Here is a 22,621-nt window from a genome sequence, read left to right on the forward strand (position 1 = left end):
TCAACCGGCGACGGTGTCCCAGCCCATCTTCGCGATCAGCACCACCACCAGCAGCACGAACAGCGTACGGATCACCGGTGTGCCGCCGCGCAGCGCCAGCCGCGTGCCGGCGAATGCGCCGCCGACGTTGGCGACCGCCATCGGCACCGCGAACGCCAGCAGCACGTGGCCGGAGGGCACGAAGAACGACAGCGCGGCGAGATTGGTCGCGATGTTGACGATCTTCGAGGCCGCGGTGGCGCGCAAGAAATCGAGTCCGAAGAACCGGATGAACAGGAAGATCAGGAAGCTGCCGGTGCCGGGCCCGAACAGGCCGTCGTAGAAGCCGATCGCGGCGCCCATCGCCAGTGCCAGCGCGAGTTCGCGCCGGCCGACGGCCCGCGGCCGGTGCAGCGCGCCGAAGTCCTTCTTGACGAGCGTGTAGACCAGCATCGCGATCAGCAGCACGAGGATCAGCGGTCGCACCGCATCCCGCGGCAACAGGCTGACGGCGGTCGCGCCGACGAAGGCGAACACGAACGCCGTGGCCGCGGCGAACAGCACCGGCGCCCACGGAAAGCGCACGTTGCGGGCGTAGCGCCAGCCCGCCGCCATGGTGCCGAACACCGAGCTGAACTTGTTGGTGCCCAGCAACGCCGCCGGCGCCTGCTGCGGCAACGCGGTGAACAGGCCGGGCAGCTGGACCAGCCCACCGCCGCCCACCGCGGCATCGACCAGCCCGGCCATGAACGCGATGCAGACCAGCCAGACCAGTTCGGGAAACAACGCGTCCACGGTGGGCGCCGACGAAAGGGGGCGGCAAGCATACCGGCGGCGCGCGCGCCCGGAGCCCGCGCGGCGCCTCGCGTACAATGCGGGGCCGTGATCCGCGACACCGCCCGCCCGTGAATTCCCCGCTCCGCGACCTGATCGAATCGCTCGTCGGCCAGGCCATTGCCCGTCTCCGCGACCAGGGCACGCTGCCCGCCGACCTCGCCACGCCCGCCTTCGTCGTCGAACGCCCGAAGGACCGCAGTCATGGCGATTTTTCGACCAATGCCGCCATGCTGCTGGCCAAGCCGGCGAAGTCGAATCCGCGCGCGCTGGCCCAGGCGCTGATGGATGCGCTGCCGGCCAGCGATGCGGTGACCCGGGTCGAGATCGCCGGTCCCGGTTTCCTGAATTTCCGCCTCTCGCCGACGGCCTGGAGCGCGCAGCTGCTCGCCGTGCACACGCAGGGCGACAGCTACGGCCGCAACGAGAGCGGCGGCGCGTATACCGCCGGCATCGAGTACGTGTCGGCCAATCCGACCGGTCCGCTGCACGTCGGCCACGGCCGCGCGGCGGTGATCGGCGACTGCATCGCCCGCGTGCTCGATGCCAACGGCTGGAACGTCAAGCGCGAGTACTACTACAACGACGCCGGGGTGCAGATCGAGAATCTCGCCCGCTCCACGCAGGCGCGCGCCAGGGGCCACGCGCCCGGCGATGCCGAGTGGCCGGCCGATGCCTACAACGGCGACTACATCGCCGAGGTCGCGCGCGCGTATCTGGACGGCGCGACGGTCGAGGTCGAGGGCCAGGTGGTCACCGGCCGCCCGGACCCCGACGATCTCGACGCGATCCGCCGCTTCGCCGTCGCCTGGCTGCGCCGCGAGCAGAACGCCGACCTCGCCGCGTTCGGCGTCGGTTTCGACGTGTACTTCCTCGAGTCCTCGCTGTACGCCGACGGCAAGGTGGAGGAGACCGTGCGCGAACTCGTCGCCCACGGCCACACCTACGAGGACGGCGGCGCGCTGTGGCTGCGCAGCACCGATTTCGGTGACGACAAGGACCGCGTGATGCGCAAGTCCGACGGCACCTACACCTACTTCGTGCCGGACGTGGCCTACCACCTGTCGAAGTGGCAGCGCGGCTACACCCGCGCGATCACCGAGCTCGGCGCCGACCATCACGGCTCGCTGGCCCGGGTGAAGGCCGGCCTGCAGGCGCTCGACGCCGGAATCCCGCAGGGCTGGCCGGAGTACGTGCTGCACCAGATGGTCACCGTGATGCGCGGCGGCGAGGAAGTGAAGCTCAGCAAGCGCGCCGGCAGCTATCTCACGCTACGTGACCTGATCGACGAGGCCGGGCGCGATGCGACGCGCTGGTTCCTGGTGGCGCGCAAGCCCGACTCGCAGCTGGTGTTCGACATCGACCTGGCGCGCAGCCAGTCGCTCGACAATCCGGTGTACTACGTGCAGCTCTCGCACGCGCGCATCTGCGGCCTGCTGCGGCAGATGGCCGAGCGCGGCCTGACGTTCGATCTGCAGAACGGCCTGGCCCAGCCGCTGGACATGGACGACGTCGCGCTGCGTGACGTGCTGATCGACCTGTCGCGCTGGCCCGAGATCGTGGCCGCGGCCGGCGCCCAGCTCGAGCCGCACCTGATCGCGACCTATCTGCTGGAACTCGCCCAGGTGTTCCAGACCTACTACAACGATCACCAGTTCCTGGTCGACGATGCGGCCGTGCGCGATGCGCGTCTGGCGCTGGCCACGGCCGTCCGCCAGGTGCTGCGCAACGGTCTGGCGCTGCTCGGCGTGCAGGCCCCGGAGGCAATGTAATGGCGGCACGACGCAGCAAGTCCCAGGCACGGCGCAACGGCGGCGGCTCCGATGGGCTGCCCGGCTGGGCGTGGATGATCATCGGCATCGTGATCGCGCTGGGCGTGGTGCTGGCGGCGCCGCGGCTGTTCAAGCCCGACGCCGAGGACGGCTTCTTCCGGCCCCGCCCCAACCCCGACGCCCAGCCCGCGGCCGCCACCTCGGACGACGCCGACCTGCCTGCGCCGACCGCTGCGCAGCGGCCGGTCCCGGCCGGGCAGGCGCCGGCCCAGCGTTCGACCGATTACGACTTCTACACGATGCTGCCGGACCAGGAAGTGCCGATGACCGATGCCGAACTGGCCGCCAGCGCGCGCGCCGAGGCGGAACGTCAGCGGCAGGCCGAGGCCGCGCAGCAGGCGCTGCAGGCCCGTCATCCCGACGCGGCCGATCTGGCCGGCGGCCCCACGGGCCCGACGCCGCTGCCCGAGGACCGGCCGACACCGGCCCGCACGAGCGATGGCGCGGCCGCGGCGGCCACGCCCGCCCCGCAGGCCGCGGCCGCCGCCGGCGACGCGCGCTATCTGCTGCAGGCGGGTTCGTTCAGCGCCGCCGGTGATGCGGAAGCCCTGAAGGCGCGCATTGCACTGCTCGGCCTCAGCGCGCGGGTCGAATCCGGCGAAGCCGGCGGGCGCACGGTGTATCGCGTGCGCATGGGCCCCTATTCCAGCGCGACCGAGCTGGCCGACGCCAAGCAGACGCTCGGCAACGGCGGCCTGCCGGCGCTGGCGATCAAGGCGCAGTAACGTCCGCCGCAGCGCCCCCGCCGGGCGCGATTGCGACGCGGCGTGGGCCTCGGCCTGGGACCGGTCGCGCACCTGCCCGATCCGTGCGGCCCGTCCCAACGCGGTCGCAGCCCGCGCGATGCCGCTGCGGACAATGGGTGGCCAAGGGAGACATGCCATGGCCATCGAAGCTGCACTCGTCAAACCCGTCGTCGACGTCCTGCTGGCGCTGTTCCAGCAGGGCAGCGAGCTCAAGCTCAAGAGCAACGCGCAGGCTGCGCTGCGTGAGGCGATCCGCGAACTGCTGCAGGCCAATCCCGACGAGAACCGGGCCGCGGCCCGGATCGCCATCGCGCGTGCGGCCGGCATCCTCTCCGAGGACGTGGTGCTGGCCGAAGACATGCTGCAGAAACACCGGGCGACCAAGGCGCGCACGCGTGGCAAATCGACCACCGGCCGACGCCGTGCACGGAGCGAACCCGGCGAGGCCGAAGTCCCGGCGCGCAAGCCGGCACCGAAACCCCCGGCCGGCACCCCGACCTCACATTGAGCCTGCAAGGCTGGGGCTCCCCTGGTTCCGGAGCCCCCCATGACCGGCGTCCTCGTGTTCGCGGCGATGAGCGCGCTGTGGTGCCTGAGCGAACTGTGGATCGGTCTGCGCCACCGGGCGGCCGATCGCAGCCGTGACGACGGCACGCTGGTGCGGCTGGTGCTCGTGGTCGGCGGCGGCATGGTCGTCGCGATGCTGGTGTCGATCTGGCTGCCGGGACGGCTGCCCCCGGCGTGGCAGCCGACGCTGCTGTGGGGCGGCTGCGCACTGATGCTCGCCGGCATGCTGCTGCGCTGGTGGTCGATCCGCGTGCTGGCCGGCTTCTTCACCGTCGACGTGACGATTGCGGCCGATCACCGGCTGATCCGCAGCGGGCCGTTCCGATGGGTGCGGCACCCGTCCTACACGGGGCTGCTGCTGACGGTCCTGGGGTTTCTCTGCGCGCTCGGCAGCTGGCTGGCACCGCTGGTCGTCGCCGTTCCGCTGTGGCGGGCCTTGCGCCGGCGCATCCTCGTTGAAGAACGCGCATTGAACGCCGCGTTCCCGGTCGAGTATCCGGCCTATGCGCGCGCGACGCGGCGTCTGCTTCCGGGCCTGTGGTGACGTCGCGCCGAGGCGTCGTGGCCGATCGCCGCGCGCCGTGACACCGCGGCCAGGCGTTAAGCTGTTACGCCCTGCGCACCGCTCCTCGCATGACCACGCCCCCGCCCCTGACCGATGCCGAGCTCGACCGGCTCGACGTCCTGCTCGACCGCTGCACCGATCCCGAGACCGGTCTGGGCAACCTGGAGATGCTCGACGGCTTCCTGTCCGCGCTGGCGGTCGGTCCGGTCGAGGTCGAACTGTCGACGCTGTTTCCGGCGATCTGGGGCAGCGGTGAGGTCGCGCGTCGTGACGAGCGCCAGACCCGCGAAGCCCAGGCCCTGATCGCGCGCCTGGCGGCCGAGATCGAACAGCGCATCCGTCACGACCCCGCCGACGCCGGCGACCGGGACGCACTGATGCCCTTGCTGGGCCTGCCGCCCGAGTCGGAAGACGGCGCTGCGTCCTCCGATGCCGACGATGCGCTGGACGGCATTCCCGCCGATTTCCCGTTCGCGGCCGCCTGGGCGGCCGGCTTCCTGCGCGGCGCCGCGCAGTTCGAGGACGCGTGGACGACGTGGATGGACGACCACCCGGCCATCGACAACGATCTGGGCGTGATCACACGGCTGGCGATCGTCGATGCCGCCCAGCTCGACGCGGCGGAGATGTCGGCCGAGGCGATGCTGACGCTCGACGAGCGTTTCGATCTGACCTACGACCTGCCCGACATGCTCTACGACATGTACCTGCAGCGCCTGCACGACCGCCGCCCGGCACCGGCCAGACGGGCGGACGTGCCCGGTCGCAACGATCCCTGCGTCTGCGGCAGCGGGAAGAAGTACAAGAAGTGCTGCGCGGACACCGCGTCCGCATGAGCCGGGCGCCGGCGCGCACGACGCGCCGCGTCATTCCGCCACCCCGATCGAGCGTGCGCCGCGCCCGGCGCGCACCGCGGCCAGGAGAGCCTGCATGACCCGCACCATCCTCATCACCGGCGGCACCTCCGGCTTCGGCGCCGCCGCCGTCACGCGCTTTCTCGCCAGCGGCTGGCGCGTGATCGCCACCGGCCGCCGCGCCGAGCGGCTGCAGGCGCTGGTGGACGCCCATGGCGATGCGCGCCTGCACACGTGCGCATTCGACATCCGCGACGAGGCCGCGATGCACGCCGCGCTCGACGCACTGCCGGCCGGGTTCCGCGACATCGACGTGCTGGTCAACAACGCCGGCCTCGCGCTCGGCACCGCGCCGGCGCAGCGCGCGGACCTGGCGCAGTGGCGACAGATGATCGACACCAATGTCACCGCCCTGGTCACGCTGACCCACGCACTGCTGCCCACGCTGATCGAGCGCCGCGGCGCGATCCTCAACGTGAGCTCGATCGCCGGCAGCTATCCCTATCCCGGCGGCAACACCTACGGCGGCACCAAGGCGTTCGTCACCCAGTTCTCGCTGGGCCTGCGCAGCGATCTGCACGGCACCGGCGTGCGCGTGACCTCGATCGAGCCGGGCCTGGCCGAAACCGAGTTCACCCTGGTGCGCACCCGCGGCGACCAGGCCGCCTCGGACACGCTCTACGCCGGTGCCCGGCCGATCGTCGCCGACGACATCGCCGAGACCCTGTGGTGGGTGGCCAACCTGCCGCCGCATCTCAACATCAACCGGCTCGAAGTGATGCCGGTCAGCCAGTCGTTCGCGGGGTTCCAGATCCACCGCGAACGCTGAGACGTCACCCGCCGCGTGCCGCGCGGGACGCGCACGCACGCGCGGGGATCGCGACTCCCGCAGGCGCGGGCCGTGCGCGCGCCAAATGCGCCCTACTGCAGCGGCGCCCAGACGAACGTGCCGTCGCGGCGCACGATCCGGCCCAGACCCGGATAGGGGAAATGCGGCGAGGCCACGGTGACGCCGCTGTCCGCGGCGCGCGCGAGCAGGGCTTCACGACTGGCCTCGGCCAGCGGCGCGTCGCCGTCGAAGGCGATCGTCCACGCCGGGCGCTGCACCGAGATCACGAAGTGGTGGGCGGCATCGCCGATGTAGAGCAGGCGCGCGTCGCCGTCGGTGATCTCGAAGGCGCTGTGGCCCGGTGTGTGGCCGTCGACCGCGACCGCGGTGACGCCGGGAGCGACGTCGGCGCCCGGGGCGAAGGCCTCGACGCGTGGCGCGATCGCCGCGACCAGTGCGGCGTTCGCCGGTTCGGCCTGCAGCGCGTCCCATTCGGGCGCCGAAAGGTGCACGGTGGCGTTCGCGAATACGGCCTGGCCCGCGTCGCCGGTCAGCCCGCCGACGTGATCCGGATGCGCGTGGCTGATGAAGACGTCGGTCACCTGTCCGGGCTCGACACCGGCGGCGCGCAGTGCGGCCTGCAGGCGTCCGGCGTCGGCGAACTCCGCCGCACCTGCGCCGGTATCGAACAGCAGCACGCGATCACCGCTGCGCACCAGCAGCGCCTGCACCGCGAGCTGCAGGGTGTCGGTGGGTTCGCCCGCCCGGGTCAGCAGCGCGTCGACCTCCGCCTTGGGAACGCCGACGGCGAGGGTCTTGCCATCGTTCGCCACCCGGATGTCGCCGTCACGCAGCACCGCCGCGTCGAGACCGCCGATCCTGAAGCGGTACACGTCGGCGCTGACGGACGCGGTGTCGGCGGGCACCGGCGACGGCGCGGCGTCTGCCGCGGCCGGCGGCGACGCCTGTTCGGCGCAGGCCGCCAGCGCGCCCGCGAGCGCGAGAACGAGGACGGCACGAACGGGGGCGGAACGGCGCATGGCGGATCTCCTGTCGTCACGCGGCGCGGCGCGCCGCGTCGGCACCGCAGCATAAACTCGGGCCCGCACCCGATCGACGACACCGACGGCCCACTGCATGCCACGGCAGCGTGTGGTGACGGCCTGGTGTGCGAAGCACGCCGACACGACCCGCGGCAGCGTGATCACGCAGGCCGAAATCCGCGCCGCCGCGAGCCGGCGATTTTCTCCGTCACGGTCGCGACGGGACGGCCTGCTGGCAGGGCGGCGATGTGCGAGCAGCCGCTCGATGCCGGCGCGTCCCGGCTGCCGCGTCCCGCCGGGCCAGAGACATCGACGCCGCACTCGCATGCTTCGACGTCGATGGCGACGTCCGCGTCACGCCACGAGCGTCCGGCCCGCGGAGGTCAGGCCGGTGCCGCAGGCCGGCTCGAGAGAGGCGGCCAGGTGCGCCTGCGCGCAGTGCGTCGCCTGCACGGACTCGACGCGCCATGAGCGCGCGTCACTCGAGCGGCGTGTCGTCCAGATAGGTGTAGCCGGTGAGCCCGGCTTCCAGCGCCGCCCTGAGCGGCTGCGACTCGTCCGCGTCCAGCGCGGCGGCGTCGACCAGCGCGGTGTAGCGCGCGCGCAGGTCGTCGAGGCGATAGCCCACGTAGTCGAGCATCACGTCGGTGGTGTCACCGCGGCGCTGCTGCGCCACCGCGATGCCGGTGCCTTCGATGCGCACTTCCACGGCGTCGGTGTCGCCGAAGAGGTTGTGGATGTCGCCGAGAATTTCCTGGTAAGCGCCCACCATGAAGAAGCCGAGGCGGTACTGCTCGCCGGGCCTGAGTGGATGCAGCGGCAGCGACGTGTCCAGATCCTCGTTCTCGACATAGGTGTCGATCTTGCCGTCCGAGTCGCAGGTCAGGTCGGCGATCACGCCACGGCGCTCGGGCGCCTCGTCGAGACGCTCGATCGGCACGATCGGAAAGACCTGGTCGATCGCCCAGACATCGGGCATCGACTCGAACACGCTGAAATTGACGAAATACTTGTCGACCAGGCGCTCGTTGAGTTCGTCGAGCAGCGGACGGTGGCTCTTCTCGTCGAAGCTCAGCCGCGCGCGCACCGCATGTGCGATCGCGTAGAACAGGTCGTCGATGCGTGCGCGGTGCACGAGGTCCATCTGGCCCAGCGCGTACAGCGCCAGACCTTCGGCATGCTGGTGCTGGGCCTCGTGGAAGAGTTCGACCGCCGGACGCGAGCTCAGCTCGGCGTGCAGGTCGCGCAGGTTCGAGACCACGGCCGGCTCGTCGTCGTGCACGTCCGGCACGCGGCCTTCCGGCGCACGTTCGACTTCCGACACGTTGGCGACCAGCACCGCGTGGTGCGCGGTCATCGCGCGGCCGCATTCGGTGACGATGCGCGGCGGCGTCAGCCCGTGCTCGGCGCAGGCCTGGGCCAGCGGCTGCACGATGGAGCCGGCGTACTGGCGCACGCCGTAGTTGACCGAGTTGTAGCTGCGCGAACGCGTGCCTTCGTAGTCGACGCCGAGACCGCCGCCGACATCGACGTGGGTGATCACCGCGCCGAGCTTGGTGAGTTCGACGAAATAGCGCACCGCCTCGCGCATGCCGTTGGCGATGTCGCGGACATTGGAAATCTGCGAACCCATGTGGAAATGCAGCAGCTGCAGGCAGTCGGCCATGCCGGCATCGCGCAGCTTCTTCCACAGGTCCAGCAGCTGGCGCGGGTTGAGGCCGAACTTGGCCTTGTCGCCGCCGCTGTTCTGCCACTTGCCGGCGCCGAGCGAGGCCAGGCGCATGCGCACGCCCAGGCCCGGCTTCACGCCGAGCGCCGCGGCTTCCTCCATCACCAGCGCGAGCTCGGACGGCTTCTCGACGACGATGAATGTCTGAAGGCCCAGCTTGCGGCCGATCAGCGCGAGGCGGATGTACTCGCGGTCCTTGTAGCCGTTGCAGACGATCAGCCCGCCCGGCCGCGACAGCGCCAGCACCGCCATCAGTTCCGGCTTGCTGCCCGCCTCCAGACCGAAGCCCTCGCCGTGGTGCGAGGCCAAGGTGCCGGCGACGCCCTGATGCTGGTTGACCTTGATCGGGTACACGGCCGTGTAGCCGCCCGGATAGTCCCATTCGGCCTGGGCCTGGGCGAAGGCGTCCTGCAGCCGGGCGAGGCGGTCGCCGAGGATGTCTGGAAAGCGCACCAGCATCGGCAGCTGTGCGCCGTTCGCGCGTGCGGCGTCGACCGCGTCGGCCAGTGCGATCGACGGCCCCTGCGCGCCGCGTGGCGAAACCACGATGCGACCGTCGTCGCCGACGTCGAAATACCCCTCGCTCCAGTGCGGAATCGAGTAGGTCTTGCGGGCGAGGTCTGTGGACCAGGCGGTCATCGGCGGCATTCCGGTCGAGCGTGAAGGCCGGCTAGTTTAGGGCCTGCCTCCTGTCGCCGAGTCAAAGCAGGCGCCCGCTTCGGCTTGCACGGCGGCGAATGCGCGATCCGGACGGCACTGTCGCCGGCCACACCGGCGCGGACGGCGCTCAGACCGCGCGACCTGCTCCCTTCCGGTAGACCGGCGCGCCGCCCAGCTGCCGCACCCGCCGTGCCAGCGCGGCGGCGCTGCTGCCGGTGAACACGGTGTGGCTGCCGGGCAGTTCGAGTCCGTCCGAAACCGCGCGCAGGGCGGCCGCTTCGCTGGCGACCGAGCCGCGCCAGTCCAGCAGCAGCACGTAGTGCGCGGGCTGTTCGATCATCGCCACCTGCTTGCGCACCAGCCACGCCTGCTGGATGCGGGCATGGCCGGTGAGCGCGGTGACCAGGCGCGCGAGCGCGGCGGTGTCGAGATCATGCGGCTGCAGCGCGTCGCCGTCGAAGACCGCATCGCGGTCGCGAAGATCGTCCGCACGCGGGGCGATTTCGTCGCGTAACGCCGTGATGCGACGGACGGTGTCGCCATCGAGATCGGGGTCGCGCAGCAGCGTCGCCAGCGCATCGGCGACCGGGCCGACCGCACCCGCGTCGCGCGCCAGCGCGTGACGCAGCGGGACGATGCCGTCGCCGTCACCGGCCTGCAGCCGGCGCAGACCGAGCCGGAACGCGGCCATCGCGCTGTCCGGGTGCGCGGCGTGCGCGCGCGCCAGCACGGGGAGCGGATCGCGATCGATCTCGAGTGTTTCGAACAGACGCGCATGCTCGACCGCGTCCTCGGGCGAGTGCTGCAGCGAGGCATCGAGCGTGCGGAAGCGTTCGCGATCGGGCGCGGCGGCGGCATGCCGCGCCTGCCACTGCGGTCCCAGCTGCGTGCGCCACTGCTGGTCCAGCTCGCGCTCGATCCCCGCCAGCGCGTCGCCCAGCCACGTGGCCGCGGGTTCGCCGCGCGCGCGCAGCACGGCGGGCGCGTCCAGCGCCTCCAGGCGACGTGCGAGCACGGGGTGGGTGTCGTGGGGGTCGACGTCACGCTCGGCGATCACGAGCAGTCGCGCCGGATCCGGCGCGGGCCCGGCCCGCAGCCCGTCGATCAGGGGCGCCAGCAGCTGCACCGGCGGATGCGCCTGCACGCGCGCCCGCGCGAGCACGCGGGGCCACAGCGTGGACTGCAGCCGCCCGCCGGCATGCTCGAGCCGCAGCAGGGCGCTGGCCATCGCGTCCCGGCCCACGATCCGCGCGGCGATGGCATCGGCGCGGAATTCGTGCGCCCGTGCGAGCACGAAGCTCCAGGCGTCGAACAGCGGTGCGTACCACGCGTAGAACCGCGCGATCGGCATCGACAGCAGGACGCCGCTGCGGGTCAGGCCCTCGACCGCGCGATACCAGGTGAAGCGCACGCGGTAGAGCCAGCCTGCGAGCCGGCCGTGCTGTTCGCCGAAGTGCCCGAACTCGTGCGCGATCACCGCTGCGGCTTCGTCGCGGTCGAGCACATGCAACAGAGGCAGGCCCAGCACGAGGTAATGCCGGTGGCCGGCCAGGCCGAGGAGGCGCGGCAGGCTGGCCGCGGCGGCATTGAGCTGGGTGTCGATGACGATGCCGGCCAGCGGCGGTGCAGCCGTCGCCGCACGCAGGCGCTCGACCTCGGCCCACAGGTCCGGTGCTTCGTGCGGGGCGAGCGGGCGGCCGGTCGGCACGTCGAAACGCACCCACAGCGCGCGCACCAGCACGGCGGCGCCGGCGCCGGCGATCAGCAGCGCGATGGTCAGTTGCGGCTCGAAGCGCGCGCCCTGCACCAGCACCCGCCATGCGACCGCCAGCGGCGCGGCGGCGAGCAGCAGCAACAGGGCGACCAAGACGCCGTAGCCGGCGAGTGCCAGCAGCACCACGCGCGCCAGATAGGCCCGCGGCGAGACGGCGGCCACGCGTTCGAGATGCTGGACCCGCGCGCGGTGACGGGCGGTGGCGGCCTCCGCCGCGCGGCGATCGTGCATGGACTCGGGCGTTGGCGACGGGCAGCCCGCAGTATCGCACCGGCCCGGACACGGAGCCGACCTCCCAACTTCGCTACAATTCCGCCCCGCGCGACGCCCCGGTTCCGCCGCTGCCCGCGCCGATTTCCGCCCGTCGCCCTGCAGGACACCCCATGACCGCGCCCCACTGGCTCTACGAAAATTTCGACACCGCCGGCTCGGCGATCGGCTTCCGCGTGACGAAGAAGCTCGACGAGGTGCAGTCGCCGTTCCAGAAGATCGAGATCTATGAATCGACCGACTGGGGCAACGTCATGCTCATCGACGGCGCGATGATGGTCACCACTCGCGACAACTTTCTCTATCACGAGATGATGTCGCACCCGGCGCTGTTCACCCATGCCGCGCCGAAGACCGTCGTCATCATCGGCGGCGGCGACTGCGGCACGCTGCGCGAAGTGCTCAAGCACCCGGGCGTCGAGAAGGCCGTGCAGTGCGACATCGACGAGCAGGTCACGCGCATGGCGGAGAAATATTTCCCGGAACTGTGCGAATCCAACACTGATCCGCGCGCCGAGATCCTGTTCGACGACGGCATCGCCTACATGGCGAACTGCGCGCCGGGCAGCGTCGACATCGTGATCGTCGATTCGACCGATCCGGTCGGTCCGGCCGAGGGCCTGTTCAACAAGGCGTTCTTCGAAAGCTGCCACCGCGCGCTGAAGGACGACGGCATCCTCGTGCAGCAGTCCGAATCGCCGCTGGTGCTGCTGGAGCTGATCCAGGCCATGCGCGCGGAGATGGGCAAGGCCGGCTTCACCCACTTCCAGACCCTGCCGTTTCCGCAGCCGTGCTACCCGACCGGCTGGTGGAGCTGCACGCTGGCGCGCAAGGGCCAGGGCTTCGATTTCCGCGAAGCCGACGCCCGCGCCAAGCCGTTCGAGACGCTGTACTACACCGCCGACCTCCACAAGGGCGCGCAGTCGCTGCCGCCGTTCGTGGCGAAGGCGCTGGGTGAGGGCTGAGATCCTCCTCCCGCATGCGCAACGCCCCGCGACTGCGGGGCGTTTTTGTATGTGTCCAAGCGCAGCTCAGGGACCCAGCGCACGCCACTCCGGCAGGCTGTGGCGGCGACGCATGCGCTGGAGCAATGCGGCCATCGCCACGCCATACAGAAGCCCGGCACACGGCGCGCCCGTGGCGATGGCGAGCGCGAGGTCCGGCATGCCCATCCATCGCACCGTTCCCCACGTCAGCGGTGCCCAGAGCAACATGAACAACGCGCCCATCGTCAGCAGATTCGTGCTGAAGGACGCCATGAGCGGGGGCGGCAGTTGAAGACCCGCCCGCCACAGCAACCGAACGACGGGGGGTTGTGCCTGCATGGGACGGATGCCGCGCTTCGCCATCAAGGCCAACGCCGCGTCGAGACGCGCCTGGAACGCGTTGCCCCGCGCGCGATTCGTCACAACGCGTCGGCGTCCAGCTCACCGGTGCGGATCCGCACTGCACGCCCGAGGTCGTAGACGAAGATCTTGCCGTCGCCGATCTTGCCCATGCCGGCCGACTTGAGGATCGCCTCGACCACGGTGTCGACCAGATCGTCGGTGACCGCGATCTCGAGCTTCACCTTGGGCAGGAAGTCGACCACGTACTCGGCGCCGCGGTAGAGCTCGGTGTGGCCCTTCTGGCGCCCGAAGCCCTTGACCTCGGTCACCGTGATGCCGGTGACGCCGACATCGGCGAGGGCCTCGCGCACGTCGTCGAGCTTGAAGGGCTTGATGATCGCCATGACCATTTTCATCGGCGGTCTCCGCTGGACATGCCGCTAGGATACGCCACCCTCACGCACTGCCCCACACGATTCCCGCCGTTGCCGGTCGCGCGTCATGAGATCGGCATCCGCATGCTGTGGTGTACCGCGCCCTCTCCGGGCGGATGCGCTTTGGACTATCCCTACCTCCGGCCGCGGCCGCGCCCGACTGCCCACGTTGAGTACGCGGGCGAGGCTGGCCGCCTATCGACAAGGAACCACCGTGATCGATCTCAACAACATCGACGAACTCGCCCGTCGGCTCAGCGGCCTGGTGCCGGCGGGTCTGCGCGAGAGCCGCGAAGAACTGCAGGAGAACTTCAAGGCCGTGTTGCAGTCCGGCCTGTCGAAGCTCGACCTGGTGACCCGCGAAGAGTTCGACGTGCAGCGCGCGGTGCTGCTGCGCACCCGCGAGAAGCTCGAAGCGCTCGAGGCGCTGGTGCAGCAGCTCGAGCGCCCGCCGGGCGCCCCCGCCGACGCCGCCGGCGTCGACGCCACGCACTGACGTCACCATGGGACTTGCGCTCGTGCACGGACGTGCGCGCGCAGGCATCCGGGCCCCCGAGGTCAAGGTGGAGGTGCACCTGGCCGGCGGCCTGCCCTCGATGTCGATCGTCGGCCTTCCGGAGGCCGCGGTGCGCGAAGCGAAGGATCGCGTGCGCGCCGCCATCCAGTGCGCGCAGTACGAGTTCCCGGCGCGCCGCATCACGGTCAACCTCGCGCCTGCCGATCTGCCGAAGGGCGGCGGGCGGTTCGATCTTCCGATCGCGCTGGGCATCCTCGCCGCGAGCGGCCAGATTCCCGCCGAGGCCCTGCGCGACTGGGAGTTCATCGGCGAACTCGGCCTGACCGGCGAACTGCGCGCGACCGATGGCGTGCTGCCGGCCGCGTTGGCCGTCGCGGCGACCGGTCGCCGCCTGCTGGTACCGGCGGCCAACGGCGAGGAGGCCGCGCTGGCCTCCAGCGTCGAAGTCCGGACCGCGCGCACCCTGCTCGAAGTCTGCGCGATGCTCGGTGGGCAGAAGTCGCTGCCCGTTGCCGCGGCGCCCACGCAGCGCGTGACCGCCGGCCCGGACATGCGCGACGTCCGCGGCCAGATCCAGGCTCGGCGCGCGCTCGAGGTCGCCGCGGCCGGTGGTCATCATCTGCTGCTCGTCGGTCCGCCCGGCTGCGGCAAGACCCTGCTCGCGTCACGGCTGTCCGGGCTGCTGCCGGATGCCAGCGAGGCCGAAGCGCTCGACACCGCGGCAGTGCATTCGGTCAGCGGGCGCGGCCTGGATCCCGCCTGCTGGCGCACGCGGCCGTTCCGCAGCCCCCATCACACCGCGAGCGCGATCGCCCTGGTCGGCGGCGGCAGCGAGCCACGGCCCGGGGAGGTCTCGCTGGCCCACAACGGCGTGCTGTTCCTGGATGAGTTGCCGGAATGGGACCGGCGCGCACTCGAGGTCCTGCGCGAGCCGCTGGAGTCGGGTGTGGTCACGATTTCGCGCGCCGCGCGGCAGAGCGAGTTTCCCGCGCGCTTCCAGCTGGTCGCCGCGATGAATCCCTGTCCGTGCGGATGGGCCGGTGACGTCTCCGGCCGCTGCCGCTGCACCAGCGACGCGATCACCCGCTACCGCGGCCGCATCTCCGGCCCGCTGCTGGACCGCATCGACCTGCATGTCGACGTGCCGCGCCTGCCCCCCGCCGCTCTGCGCCCCGATGCGCCCGAAGGCGAATCGAGCGGTCATATCCGTCAACGGGTGATCGACGCGCGCCAACGCCAGTTCGACCGCGCGGGCGTCACCAACGCCGTGCTCGACCAGGCAGCCACGGCGCGCGACTGCCGCCTCGCGCCGGGCGACCAGGCCCTGCTCGAGCGCGCAATCGATGCCCTGCATCTTTCCGCCCGTGCGATGCACCGCATCCTGCGTGTCGCGCGGACGATCGCGGATCTGGATGAACAGGCGTCGATCACCTCTTCCCACCTCACCGAAGCGCTGGCCTACCGTGGGGTCAACGCCGGTGACCGCGCGACACGTTAGAAACAGCTCCCGTTTCTAAACGCAGCATCCGAACACGCGCGGGGGCGCCCGACCTCCTGTTCGACCGAAATCCGGTCAGCTCTGAGCTGGGCGACGGTGCGGCAGGTGGTCGTGGGCCGATTGCTGCCAGTCGGCCGGTGACGGCGACAGACCAGGCGTTCGTCTTCCGCCCGGTTGACGATCGCACTGATGTGTTCGAGTGCATTGAGCAGCTCGACCTGTTGCGCCTCTCTCAGCTCGGTCGTGCGGTTCACGTCGCGCGTCAGACGATCGACGATGTCTTGCTGCCTCGACAATTCCGCCCGTTCCGATTCACTTATGTCTTTGAACGGCCCGCGGCGTGCCTCGGCGTCGCTTTTGAGTTGAGCCTGCTGCGCGCGGATCGTCGCAGCGTCGAAATTGTCGGAGCCCCTCCCAAGTCCCGGCGTCAAGCCAGCTCCCAGCAACACCACGAGCATTGCCGCCAGATGCATCCTCGCAATCACCTGCATGGTAGTCACCTCGCTCATCTTCCGTTCAGCGCGAGGTTAACGCCGTCGCGGCGTGCCGTCCAGCCGGCGCCTTGGCTCACTACAGGCGCCGACTCTGTGTTCCTTCTGGGCACGAGACAAACCACGTATCCGTCTCGGGTTTGCGGGCTCCTTCAATGCATTCCCGGCAAACGGGCAATGCCGGACGCATACGCAAAAAACGGCGACCATCCGCTCCGCACGGATATTGCGATATCGACGAGCACGCAGACCGACCCGACGATAATTCGCGAGCGGATGCACTCGGATTTCAGCAGCGTTACCTCACTCCTGGCATCGCGTGCGTCCAGCGCTGAAATTCAGGGATGCGCCTGATGCCAGCTGAACATCTCACGAGGAACACGCTGCTCTGACACGGGAAATGAACAATCTTGATCTGTCAGAGACCATTTAGGGTGTCGCGATCGGGTTGGCTGCGCTTGCGCCGCATCGACTCCTCCGCCGCCCTGCGTTCAACGCGCGCTTCTTCCGGGGTTCGACACACGCGCACCACGCGATGACTGCCAGTATGTCGCGTCCTCGAGCACACCAGGCGCTCCTCTTCGGGCTTGCCTGTTTCCACGGGCGCGGTCATGCCTCGTTCCGACGAGTCCATTGCGGCAGGTGGAGAGGCTTTCGAATTATTCGGAAGCACGAGAAGCGCGACCATTGCGATCGCAAACGCGGATCGGGTCATCCTGGACTCCAGACAGGTGTATTGATCCGCACAATAGCCCGCGTCAAAACTTCCGACTGTGCGGAATCTGGCGATTTTCTCCGCGCCGGGCTTGGGGATATCAAGCCGCCCGCGAGGTCTGGAACTGCGCTTCTTCGGTCGAGCCGGTCAGTGCGGTGACGCTGGACGCGCCGCCCTGGATCACCGTGGTCACGTCGTCGAAGTAGCCGGCGCCGACTTCCTGTTGGTGCGAGACGAAGGTGTAGCCCTTGTCGCGCGCGGCGAATTCGCGTTCCTGCACCTGCTCGACGTAGTGCCGCATGCCTTCGCCGCGGGCGTAGTCGTGGGCGAACTGGAAGCTGTTGAACCAGTTGAGATGAATGCCGGCCAGGGTGATGAACTGGAACTTGTAGCCCAGCGCGGACAGGTCGTCCTGGAAGCGGGCGATCTGGCGGTCGTCGAGGTTCTTCTTCCAGTTGAAGCTCGGTGAGCAGTTGTAGCTCAGCAGCTTGCCGGGGTGCTTCGCGTGCACGGCCTGGGCGAATTCGCGGGCGAAGCCGATGTCGGGCGTGCCGGTTTCGCACCACACGAGATCCGCATACGGTGCATAGGCCACGCCGCGGCTGATCGCCTGCTCCAGGCCGTTGCGCACCTTGTAGAAGCCCTCGGCGGTGCGCTCGCCGGTGACGAACGGCGCGTCGTTGGCGTCGAAGTCCGAGGTTAGCAGGGTCGCGGCTTCGGCATCGGTGCGCGCGAGCACGATCGCCGGCACGCCGAGCACGTCGGCCGCCAGGCGCGCGGCGACCAGTTTCTGCACGGCCTCCTGCGTGGGCACCAGCACCTTGCCGCCCATGTGGCCGCACTTCTTGACCGCGGCCAGCTGGTCCTCGAAATGCACGCCCGCGGCGCCGGCGACGAGCATGTTCTTCATCAGTTCGTAGGCGTTGAGCACACCGCCGAAACCGGCCTCGCCGTCGGCGACGATCGGCAGGAAGAAATCGATCGCATCGCGCTCGTCGAGCTTGCCGTCGGCGATGTTCTTCCACTGGATCTCGTCGGCGCGCTGGAAGGTGTTGTTGATCCGGCGGACCATCGCCGGCACCGAGTCGTAGGCGTACAGCGACTGGTCGGGATACATGGTCTCGGAGGTGTTGCCGTCGGCGGCGACCTGCCAGCCCGAGAGGTACACCGCCTCGAGCCCGGCCTTGGCCTGCTGCATCGCCTGGCCGGCGCTGATCGCGCCGAACGCGTTGACGTACCCCTTTCGGGCCTCGCCGTTGACCAGCGCCCACAGCTTCTCGGCGCCGCGTTTGGCGAGCGTGTGCTCGGGCTGCACGCTGCCGCGCAGGCGCACGACGTCGGCCGCGGAATAGGGCCGCTGGATGCCTTTCCAGCGCGGGTTGGTGGTCCAGTCCTGTTGCAGCGCGTCGATCTGGTGCTGGCGGGTCGGCATGGCGGTCTCCTTCGGAGCGGGATTCAGGATTGGGGAGTCGGGAGTTCGGTACAGCGGCGTGCTGGGGCGGGACCGGGACCGGGCTTCGAAGCCCCAATCCCGAATCCCGATTGCCGCCGTCACAGCCGGTCGTATGCCGGCAACGTCAGAAAGTCTTCGAGCACGTCGCGCCGGGTCAGTGCTTCGAGCAGCGCGATGGCGTCGGCCACCTGCGCCTGGCCGGGGATGTCCCGGCTGGCGAGTCGTGAGGGCAGCGAGAGCAGCACGCCGTCGAACAGGGCGTCGTCGATCGCGGTGCCGTCATCCAGATGCAGCGGCGCGTGGCCGTCGTCGGCGTGGTGCAGCCATTGCCACAGCTGCGCGCGTGCGATCTCGGCGGTGGCGGCATCTTCCATCATGTGATGGATCGGCACGCAGCCGTTGCCGGCCAGCCAGGCGGCGATGTAGCGCACGCAGACCTCCACATTCGCGGCGAAGCCGGCGTGGGTGATCGTGCCCAGCGACGGCGCGATCAGGTCGTCCGCGTCGACCAGCACATCGTCACGCGTCATCGCGTGCTGGTGCGGGCCGTGCATGCGTTCGTCGAAGATCTGCTTCGCGATCGGGATCAGCGCCGGGTGCGCGACCCAGGTGCCATCGTGGCCGGCGGTGACCTCGCGCAGCTTGTCGGCGCGCACCCGCGCCATCGCGGCGTCGTTCGCCGCGTCGTCGCCGGCGATCGGAATCTGCGCCGCCATGCCGCCCATCGCGTGGGCGCCGCGGCGATGACAGGTCTGGATCAACAGCTCCGAATAGGCCTTGAGAAAGGGCTGGGTCATCGTCACCTGCCCGCGCTCGGGCAGCACCCGGTCGCGGTGACGGCGGAAGGTCTTGATGTAGGAAAAGATGTAGTCCCAGCGGCCGCAGTTCAGGCCGACGATGCGCTGGCGCAGCGCGTGCAGGATCTCGTCCATCTCGAACGCGGCGGGCAGGGTCTCGATCAGCACGGTGACCTTGATCTGACCGGCCGGCAGACCGAGGCTGCGCTCGATGTGCGACAGCGCGTCCTCCCACAACTGCGCTTCTTCCATCGTTTCCAGCTTGGGCAGATAGAAATACGGGCCGCGGTCCTTGGCCGCCAGCGCATGCGCGTTGTGGAATGCGAAGAGGCCCGCGTCGAACAACGCCCCCGACATCGGCGCGCCGTCGATGCGCAGGTGTTTTTCGTCGAGATGCCAGCCGCGCGGGCGGACGATCAGCACCGCGCGCTGGTCTTCGGGCTTGAGCGCGTAGTGCTTGCCGGCCGGGGTGGTGAATTCGAGCGTGCCCGCGATCGCGTCGCGCAGCGCGCGCTGGCCGGTGAGCAGGTTGTCCCAGGTCGGCGAGGTCGAATCCTCGAAGTCCGCCATGTAGCAGTGGGCGCCCGAGTTCAACGCGTTGATCACCATCTTCGGGTCGACCGGCCCGGTGATCTCCACCCGGCGATCGCGCAGGGCCGCCGGCAGCGGAGCGACGCGCCAGGCCGATTCGCGGATCGAGCGGGTATCGGCGCGGAACGCCGGCACGTCACCGGCATCGAACCCGCGCTGGCGCCGGCTGCGGGCCGCCAGACGCGCCTGCCGCTCGCCTTCGAACGCCGTGTGCAGGTCGGCGAGAAACGTCTGCGCCGCGACCTCGAGCAGATCGGCCGGTGCGTCGACGGGCAGCTCGATCCGCGGCTGGCGGCGCAGGACGGGGGACTTGATCACGGCGTTCACGGCATCGGCCTCGTGCATTGCGGCGTTATTGCGTTGCAGCAGACCGTCGGCTTCCCAGAGCTATTTGACAACCTAGTTTTGTCAATCCGATATATAAGTATCTCTAATACGAAAGATCGGATGGACGGCAAGCCCTTGTCTGAGCTGCGTTTTCCCTACAAATCGGATCGCCTCAAACCACTGCGAGCGTTCTGTCAGACCGCCCGGCTGGGTTCAGTCTCACGAGCGGCGGAGGCCCTGTACGTCAGCCAGCCGGCGATCTCGCTGCAGTTGCAGGCGCTCGAGCGCGAGCTCGGCGTCGCACTGCTCGAGCGCAGCGGACGCCGTCTCGTGCCCACCCGAGAAGGCCAGGTGCTCTACGAACTGGCGGTGCCGCTGGTCGAGGCCCTGGACGGCCTGCCGACCGCGTTCCGCCGCGAGATCGGCGGGCTGGATGCCGGCGACCTGACCATCGCCGCCAACAGTTCGACCATCCTGTACCTGCTGCCTAGGATCGTGGATCTGTTCCGGCGCCAGCATCCGGACGTGCGCCTGACGCTTCAGGATGCGATCACCGCCGACGGCACCGATCTGCTGCGCGCCGACGCGGTGGATCTCGTCGTCGGCTCGATGGTCGACGTGCCGGCCGATCTCGACTACGCGCCGGTGTACCGCTTCGAACCCATCCTGCTGACCCCACCCGACCACGCGCTGGCGCGCGCGAAGCGCCTGACGCTCGAGGAAATCGCGCGCTACGGCCTGATCCTGCCACCCCGGCGCCAGGTGACCTATCGCCTGGTCGATCAGGTCTTCCAGCAGGCCCGCGTGCCCTACACGGTGGCACTGGAGGTCGGCGGCTGGGAGGTGATCAAGCAGTACGTCGCGATGGGCATGGGCATCTCGATCGTCAGTGCGATCTGCCTCGGCCCCGACGACGACGCGCGCCTGGCGACGCGATCGGTGGCGGAGTGGTTTCCGTCGCGCAGCTACGGCGTGGTCGTGCGCAAGGGCAAGCTGCTGTCACCGCAGGCGCGTGCGTTCGTGGAGTTGATCCGGCCGGATCTGTTCACGCGGCGGGATTACCAGGACAGCGGGCATTCGGAGCGGTAGCGGCTGCTGTTGCTGTTGCCGTTGCCGTTGCCGTTGCCGTTGCCGTTGCCGTTGCCGGAACAATGATCAGGCAGCGACGCCTCCAGACCCGGAGGGCGGCGGGCATGGATGCCCGCCGTTTTCCGACCGAGCCAGGATGGCGAGTCGGAAAATCCCGGAACAAACGACGTGCCGGGTTCGCTTCGTCGGGGAATCGTTTTTCTTTGGTTCCGTTTCTTTTGTCGATTGACAAAAGAAATGAACTCGGCCGCGTCAGCGGACGAAAGCGTTTGATGTCGTCTCGGCTCGATCTAAGGAAGACAAGTGCAAAGCTTCCACTCGCCTATCGGCGAGCGGCTCACTTTTCTTTGTTGGCCAAAAGAAAAGTAAGCAAAAGAAAGGGCCTCCCCGACAAAGCACATCCGGCCTTTCATTCGTTCCGGGATTTTCCGACTCGCCATCCTGGCTCGGTCGGAAAACGCCGCACATCCATGTGCGGCGCCCTCCGGGTCTGCGTGCATACGCAATTCGTCACGGATGCGAAGAGTCAAGAGCACAAAGAGGAGCGGAAAAAAATCGCGCGTCGTGCGTCGTGCAGCCATGCACAGCGCACTACCGCCTCGCGTGCGCGACCTCATCCTCGTCCGGCACTGCTGCCGGCACCGCACTGCGTCGTGACGCCTTCTCCAGCTGCGCCAATGCCACCGCGCCCGCCGCCTTCGCCTCCATCGCCTGCTTCTGCACCATGCACAGGGTTTGCATGTGGTCGGCGTCGAAGTTCAAACGCTCGATCAGGAAATCGACGAATGCGCGCACCTTCGGCGAGACCAGCCGGCCGCCCGCGAACACCGCGTTGAAATCCACTTCCGGCCCGTTCCAGCCGGCGAGCACGCGCTGCACCATGCCGGCCTCGACGAAGGCCTTGGCCATCACGTCGCCGGTCAGCAGCAGACCCTCGCCCTTGATCAGCGCCCAGTTGAGCGCGGCCGGGTCGTTGGCCACCAGCTGGGGATTCACCGGGAATTCGCGCAGCGCCTGGCCGTCGGTCAGCGACCAGACGTAGCGGTTCTGCGGGTTGCGGCTCTTGCGCATCACCAGCGTGCGGTGGTGCTGCAGATCATCCGGGTGCAGCGGCTCGCCGTGCTTTTCGATGTAGGCCGCGCTGGCGAACACCTGCGTACGCAGGCTGCCGAGCTTGCGCGCGACGAAGTTGGAATCGGGCAACGTGCCCACGCGCAGCGCGAGATCCGCTTCGCCCGCGATCAGATCCAGCTTCTCGTTGCCCATGTGCATGTCGAGCAGGATCTCGGGGTATTGCGCCTGGAAGTCGCCGAGCAGCGGCGCAATCCAGGTGATGCCGATCGAGTACGGCACGGTGAAGCGCAGCCACCCGCGCGGCCCGCCCTGCAGCTGACCGACGGCGCTCTCGGCTTCCTCGAGTTCGCGCGCGATGCGCTGGCAATGCTCGTGATACACGCTGCCGGCCTCGGTGAGGCCGAGGCGACGCGTGGTCCGGTGCAGCAGGCGCGCGCCGAGGCGCTGTTCGAGCTCCTGGACCTTGCGGCTCACCGTGGTCTTGGGCAGGCCGAGCGCATTGGCCGCGGCGATGAAGCTGCCCTGCTCGACCACTTTCACGAAGATCAGGGTGTCGTTGAGATCGTGCGCCATCGTCGGCTCCTGGGACGTCCGGTGCGATTGGACCGGAGAAGGGACAATTATT

At 69.4% G+C, this 22,621-nt stretch carries 20 protein-coding genes and 1 pseudogene; 10 read left to right on the top strand and 11 right to left on the bottom strand.

Features of this window, described 5'->3' with window-relative positions; all coding sequences use genetic code 11:
- Entirely contained in the window at positions 1-774 is a 774-nt protein-coding gene (locus PQS31_RS08130) for a TSUP family transporter (protein WP_272762204.1), read from the bottom strand.
- A gap of 77 nt (positions 775-851) precedes the next feature.
- Here PQS31_RS08130 and argS point away from each other — a divergent pair, with 77 nt between their 5' ends.
- From argS to PQS31_RS08160, 6 genes are all read left to right on the top strand, one after another.
- Entirely contained in the window at positions 852-2,585 is a 1,734-nt protein-coding gene (gene argS / locus PQS31_RS08135; RefSeq protein WP_272762205.1) for an arginine--tRNA ligase, read from the top strand.
- On the top strand, positions 2,585-3,370 hold the full coding sequence (locus tag PQS31_RS08140; protein ID WP_272762206.1) for an SPOR domain-containing protein: 786 nt from the start codon (positions 2,585-2,587) through the stop codon (positions 3,368-3,370). The genes argS and PQS31_RS08140 overlap by 1 nt, the downstream gene beginning before the upstream one ends.
- A gap of 157 nt (positions 3,371-3,527) precedes the next feature.
- The gene (locus PQS31_RS08145; RefSeq protein WP_272762207.1) at positions 3,528-3,899 is read left to right on the top strand and encodes a hypothetical protein; all 372 of its coding nucleotides are present in this window, start codon (positions 3,528-3,530) and stop codon (positions 3,897-3,899) included.
- Between the two features lie 39 nt (positions 3,900-3,938).
- On the top strand, positions 3,939-4,502 hold the full coding sequence (locus tag PQS31_RS08150; RefSeq protein ID WP_272762208.1) for an isoprenylcysteine carboxylmethyltransferase family protein: 564 nt from the start codon (positions 3,939-3,941) through the stop codon (positions 4,500-4,502).
- Between the two features lie 89 nt (positions 4,503-4,591).
- The gene (locus PQS31_RS08155) at positions 4,592-5,359 is read left to right on the top strand and encodes a UPF0149 family protein (RefSeq protein ID WP_272762209.1); all 768 of its coding nucleotides are present in this window, start codon (positions 4,592-4,594) and stop codon (positions 5,357-5,359) included.
- 94 nt (positions 5,360-5,453) lie between these two features.
- Entirely contained in the window at positions 5,454-6,206 is a 753-nt protein-coding gene (locus tag PQS31_RS08160; protein ID WP_272762210.1) for an SDR family NAD(P)-dependent oxidoreductase, read from the top strand.
- A gap of 92 nt (positions 6,207-6,298) precedes the next feature.
- Here PQS31_RS08160 and PQS31_RS08165 read toward each other — a convergent pair whose 3' ends face one another.
- The 3 genes from PQS31_RS08165 to PQS31_RS08175 form a co-directional block, all read right to left on the bottom strand.
- Entirely contained in the window at positions 6,299-7,246 is a 948-nt protein-coding gene (locus PQS31_RS08165; protein WP_272762211.1) for an MBL fold metallo-hydrolase, read from the bottom strand.
- Positions 7,247-7,727: 481 nt separating this feature from the next.
- Positions 7,728-9,617, bottom strand: a complete 1,890-nt coding sequence (speA, locus tag PQS31_RS08170) for an arginine decarboxylase (protein WP_272762212.1) — start codon at positions 9,615-9,617, stop codon at positions 7,728-7,730.
- Between the two features lie 148 nt (positions 9,618-9,765).
- Positions 9,766-11,643 (bottom strand): M48 family metallopeptidase, encoded by a 1,878-nt coding sequence (locus PQS31_RS08175; RefSeq protein WP_272762213.1) that lies wholly within the window; start codon positions 11,641-11,643, stop codon positions 9,766-9,768.
- A gap of 152 nt (positions 11,644-11,795) precedes the next feature.
- Between PQS31_RS08175 and speE the strand changes: the two genes are divergently transcribed.
- The gene (gene speE / locus PQS31_RS08180) at positions 11,796-12,647 is read left to right on the top strand and encodes a polyamine aminopropyltransferase (RefSeq protein WP_272762214.1); all 852 of its coding nucleotides are present in this window, start codon (positions 11,796-11,798) and stop codon (positions 12,645-12,647) included.
- Positions 12,648-12,713: 66 nt separating this feature from the next.
- Here speE and PQS31_RS08185 read toward each other — a convergent pair whose 3' ends face one another.
- Positions 12,714-13,091 (bottom strand): DUF6404 family protein, encoded by a 378-nt coding sequence (locus PQS31_RS08185; protein WP_272762215.1) that lies wholly within the window; start codon positions 13,089-13,091, stop codon positions 12,714-12,716.
- Positions 13,088-13,426 carry a P-II family nitrogen regulator gene (locus PQS31_RS08190; protein WP_272762216.1) on the bottom strand — a complete coding sequence of 113 codons (339 nt, stop codon included), beginning with the start codon at positions 13,424-13,426 and terminating at the stop codon, positions 13,088-13,090. The genes PQS31_RS08185 and PQS31_RS08190 overlap by 4 nt, the downstream gene beginning before the upstream one ends.
- 232 nt (positions 13,427-13,658) lie before the next feature.
- On the opposite strand from PQS31_RS08190, the gene PQS31_RS08195 reads away from it, so the two are divergent.
- Together PQS31_RS08195 and PQS31_RS08200 are read left to right on the top strand one after the other, a co-directional pair.
- Complete coding sequence (locus PQS31_RS08195; protein ID WP_272762217.1) at positions 13,659-13,940, top strand: accessory factor UbiK family protein; 282 nt, start codon at positions 13,659-13,661, stop codon at positions 13,938-13,940.
- Between the two features lie 7 nt (positions 13,941-13,947).
- Positions 13,948-15,459, top strand: coding sequence for a YifB family Mg chelatase-like AAA ATPase (locus PQS31_RS08200; protein ID WP_272762218.1), 1,512 nt, complete (start codon positions 13,948-13,950; stop codon positions 15,457-15,459).
- Here PQS31_RS08200 and PQS31_RS08205 read toward each other — a convergent pair.
- The 4 genes from PQS31_RS08205 to aceB all read right to left on the bottom strand — a co-directional run bounded on the left by PQS31_RS08205 (position 15,456) and on the right by aceB (position 19,824).
- Positions 15,456-15,968 carry a hypothetical protein gene (locus tag PQS31_RS08205; protein WP_272762219.1) on the bottom strand — a complete coding sequence of 171 codons (513 nt, stop codon included), beginning with the start codon at positions 15,966-15,968 and terminating at the stop codon, positions 15,456-15,458. The genes PQS31_RS08200 and PQS31_RS08205 overlap by 4 nt on opposite strands.
- A 400-nt stretch (positions 15,969-16,368) precedes the next feature.
- The gene (locus PQS31_RS08210) at positions 16,369-16,665 is read right to left on the bottom strand and encodes a hypothetical protein (RefSeq protein WP_272762220.1); all 297 of its coding nucleotides are present in this window, start codon (positions 16,663-16,665) and stop codon (positions 16,369-16,371) included.
- A 100-nt stretch (positions 16,666-16,765) separates the two neighbouring features.
- Entirely contained in the window at positions 16,766-18,097 is a 1,332-nt protein-coding gene (gene aceA, locus PQS31_RS08215; protein ID WP_272762222.1) for an isocitrate lyase, read from the bottom strand.
- A 119-nt stretch (positions 18,098-18,216) separates the two neighbouring features.
- A complete protein-coding gene (gene aceB / locus PQS31_RS08220; protein WP_272762223.1) occupies positions 18,217-19,824 on the bottom strand; it encodes a malate synthase A in 1,608 nt (535 codons plus the stop codon).
- 129 nt (positions 19,825-19,953) lie between these two features.
- Here aceB and PQS31_RS08225 point away from each other — a divergent pair, with 129 nt between their 5' ends.
- Positions 19,954-20,922, top strand: a complete 969-nt coding sequence (locus tag PQS31_RS08225) for a LysR family transcriptional regulator (protein WP_272762224.1) — start codon at positions 19,954-19,956, stop codon at positions 20,920-20,922.
- Between the two features lie 738 nt (positions 20,923-21,660).
- Here PQS31_RS08225 and PQS31_RS08230 read toward each other — a convergent pair.
- Positions 21,661-22,569 (bottom strand): annotated as a pseudogene (locus PQS31_RS08230) (LysR substrate-binding domain-containing protein); the annotation flags it as partial.
- Positions 22,570-22,621: the final 52 nt, after the last annotated feature.

The sequence above is a fragment of the Luteimonas sp. BLCC-B24 genome, from assembly GCF_028550595.1.
GTDB lineage: Bacteria > Pseudomonadota > Gammaproteobacteria > Xanthomonadales > Xanthomonadaceae > Luteimonas.

Bases quoted from the DNA above. Each gene is read 5' to 3' on its own strand.
- argS (WP_272762205.1), top strand. From the start codon at position 852: ATGCGGGGCCGTGATCCGCGACACCGCCCGCCCGTGAATTCCCCGCTC.
- PQS31_RS08140 (WP_272762206.1), top strand. From the start codon at position 2,585: ATGGCGGCACGACGCAGCAAGTCCCAGGCACGGCGCAACGGCGGCGGC.
- PQS31_RS08145 (WP_272762207.1), top strand. From the start codon at position 3,528: ATGGCCATCGAAGCTGCACTCGTCAAACCCGTCGTCGACGTCCTGCTG.
- PQS31_RS08150 (WP_272762208.1), top strand. From the start codon at position 3,939: ATGACCGGCGTCCTCGTGTTCGCGGCGATGAGCGCGCTGTGGTGCCTG.
- PQS31_RS08155 (WP_272762209.1), top strand. From the start codon at position 4,592: ATGACCACGCCCCCGCCCCTGACCGATGCCGAGCTCGACCGGCTCGAC.
- PQS31_RS08160 (WP_272762210.1), top strand. From the start codon at position 5,454: ATGACCCGCACCATCCTCATCACCGGCGGCACCTCCGGCTTCGGCGCC.
- PQS31_RS08165 (WP_272762211.1), bottom strand. From the start codon at position 7,246: ATGCGCCGTTCCGCCCCCGTTCGTGCCGTCCTCGTTCTCGCGCTCGCG.
- speA (WP_272762212.1), bottom strand. From the start codon at position 9,617: ATGACCGCCTGGTCCACAGACCTCGCCCGCAAGACCTACTCGATTCCG.
- PQS31_RS08175 (WP_272762213.1), bottom strand. From the start codon at position 11,643: ATGCACGATCGCCGCGCGGCGGAGGCCGCCACCGCCCGTCACCGCGCG.
- speE (WP_272762214.1), top strand. From the start codon at position 11,796: ATGACCGCGCCCCACTGGCTCTACGAAAATTTCGACACCGCCGGCTCG.
- PQS31_RS08190 (WP_272762216.1), bottom strand. From the start codon at position 13,426: ATGAAAATGGTCATGGCGATCATCAAGCCCTTCAAGCTCGACGACGTG.
- PQS31_RS08200 (WP_272762218.1), top strand. From the start codon at position 13,948: ATGGGACTTGCGCTCGTGCACGGACGTGCGCGCGCAGGCATCCGGGCC.
- PQS31_RS08205 (WP_272762219.1), bottom strand. From the start codon at position 15,968: ATGAGCGAGGTGACTACCATGCAGGTGATTGCGAGGATGCATCTGGCG.
- PQS31_RS08210 (WP_272762220.1), bottom strand. From the start codon at position 16,665: ATGACCCGATCCGCGTTTGCGATCGCAATGGTCGCGCTTCTCGTGCTT.
- aceA (WP_272762222.1), bottom strand. From the start codon at position 18,097: ATGCCGACCCGCCAGCACCAGATCGACGCGCTGCAACAGGACTGGACC.
- PQS31_RS08225 (WP_272762224.1), top strand. From the start codon at position 19,954: ATGGACGGCAAGCCCTTGTCTGAGCTGCGTTTTCCCTACAAATCGGAT.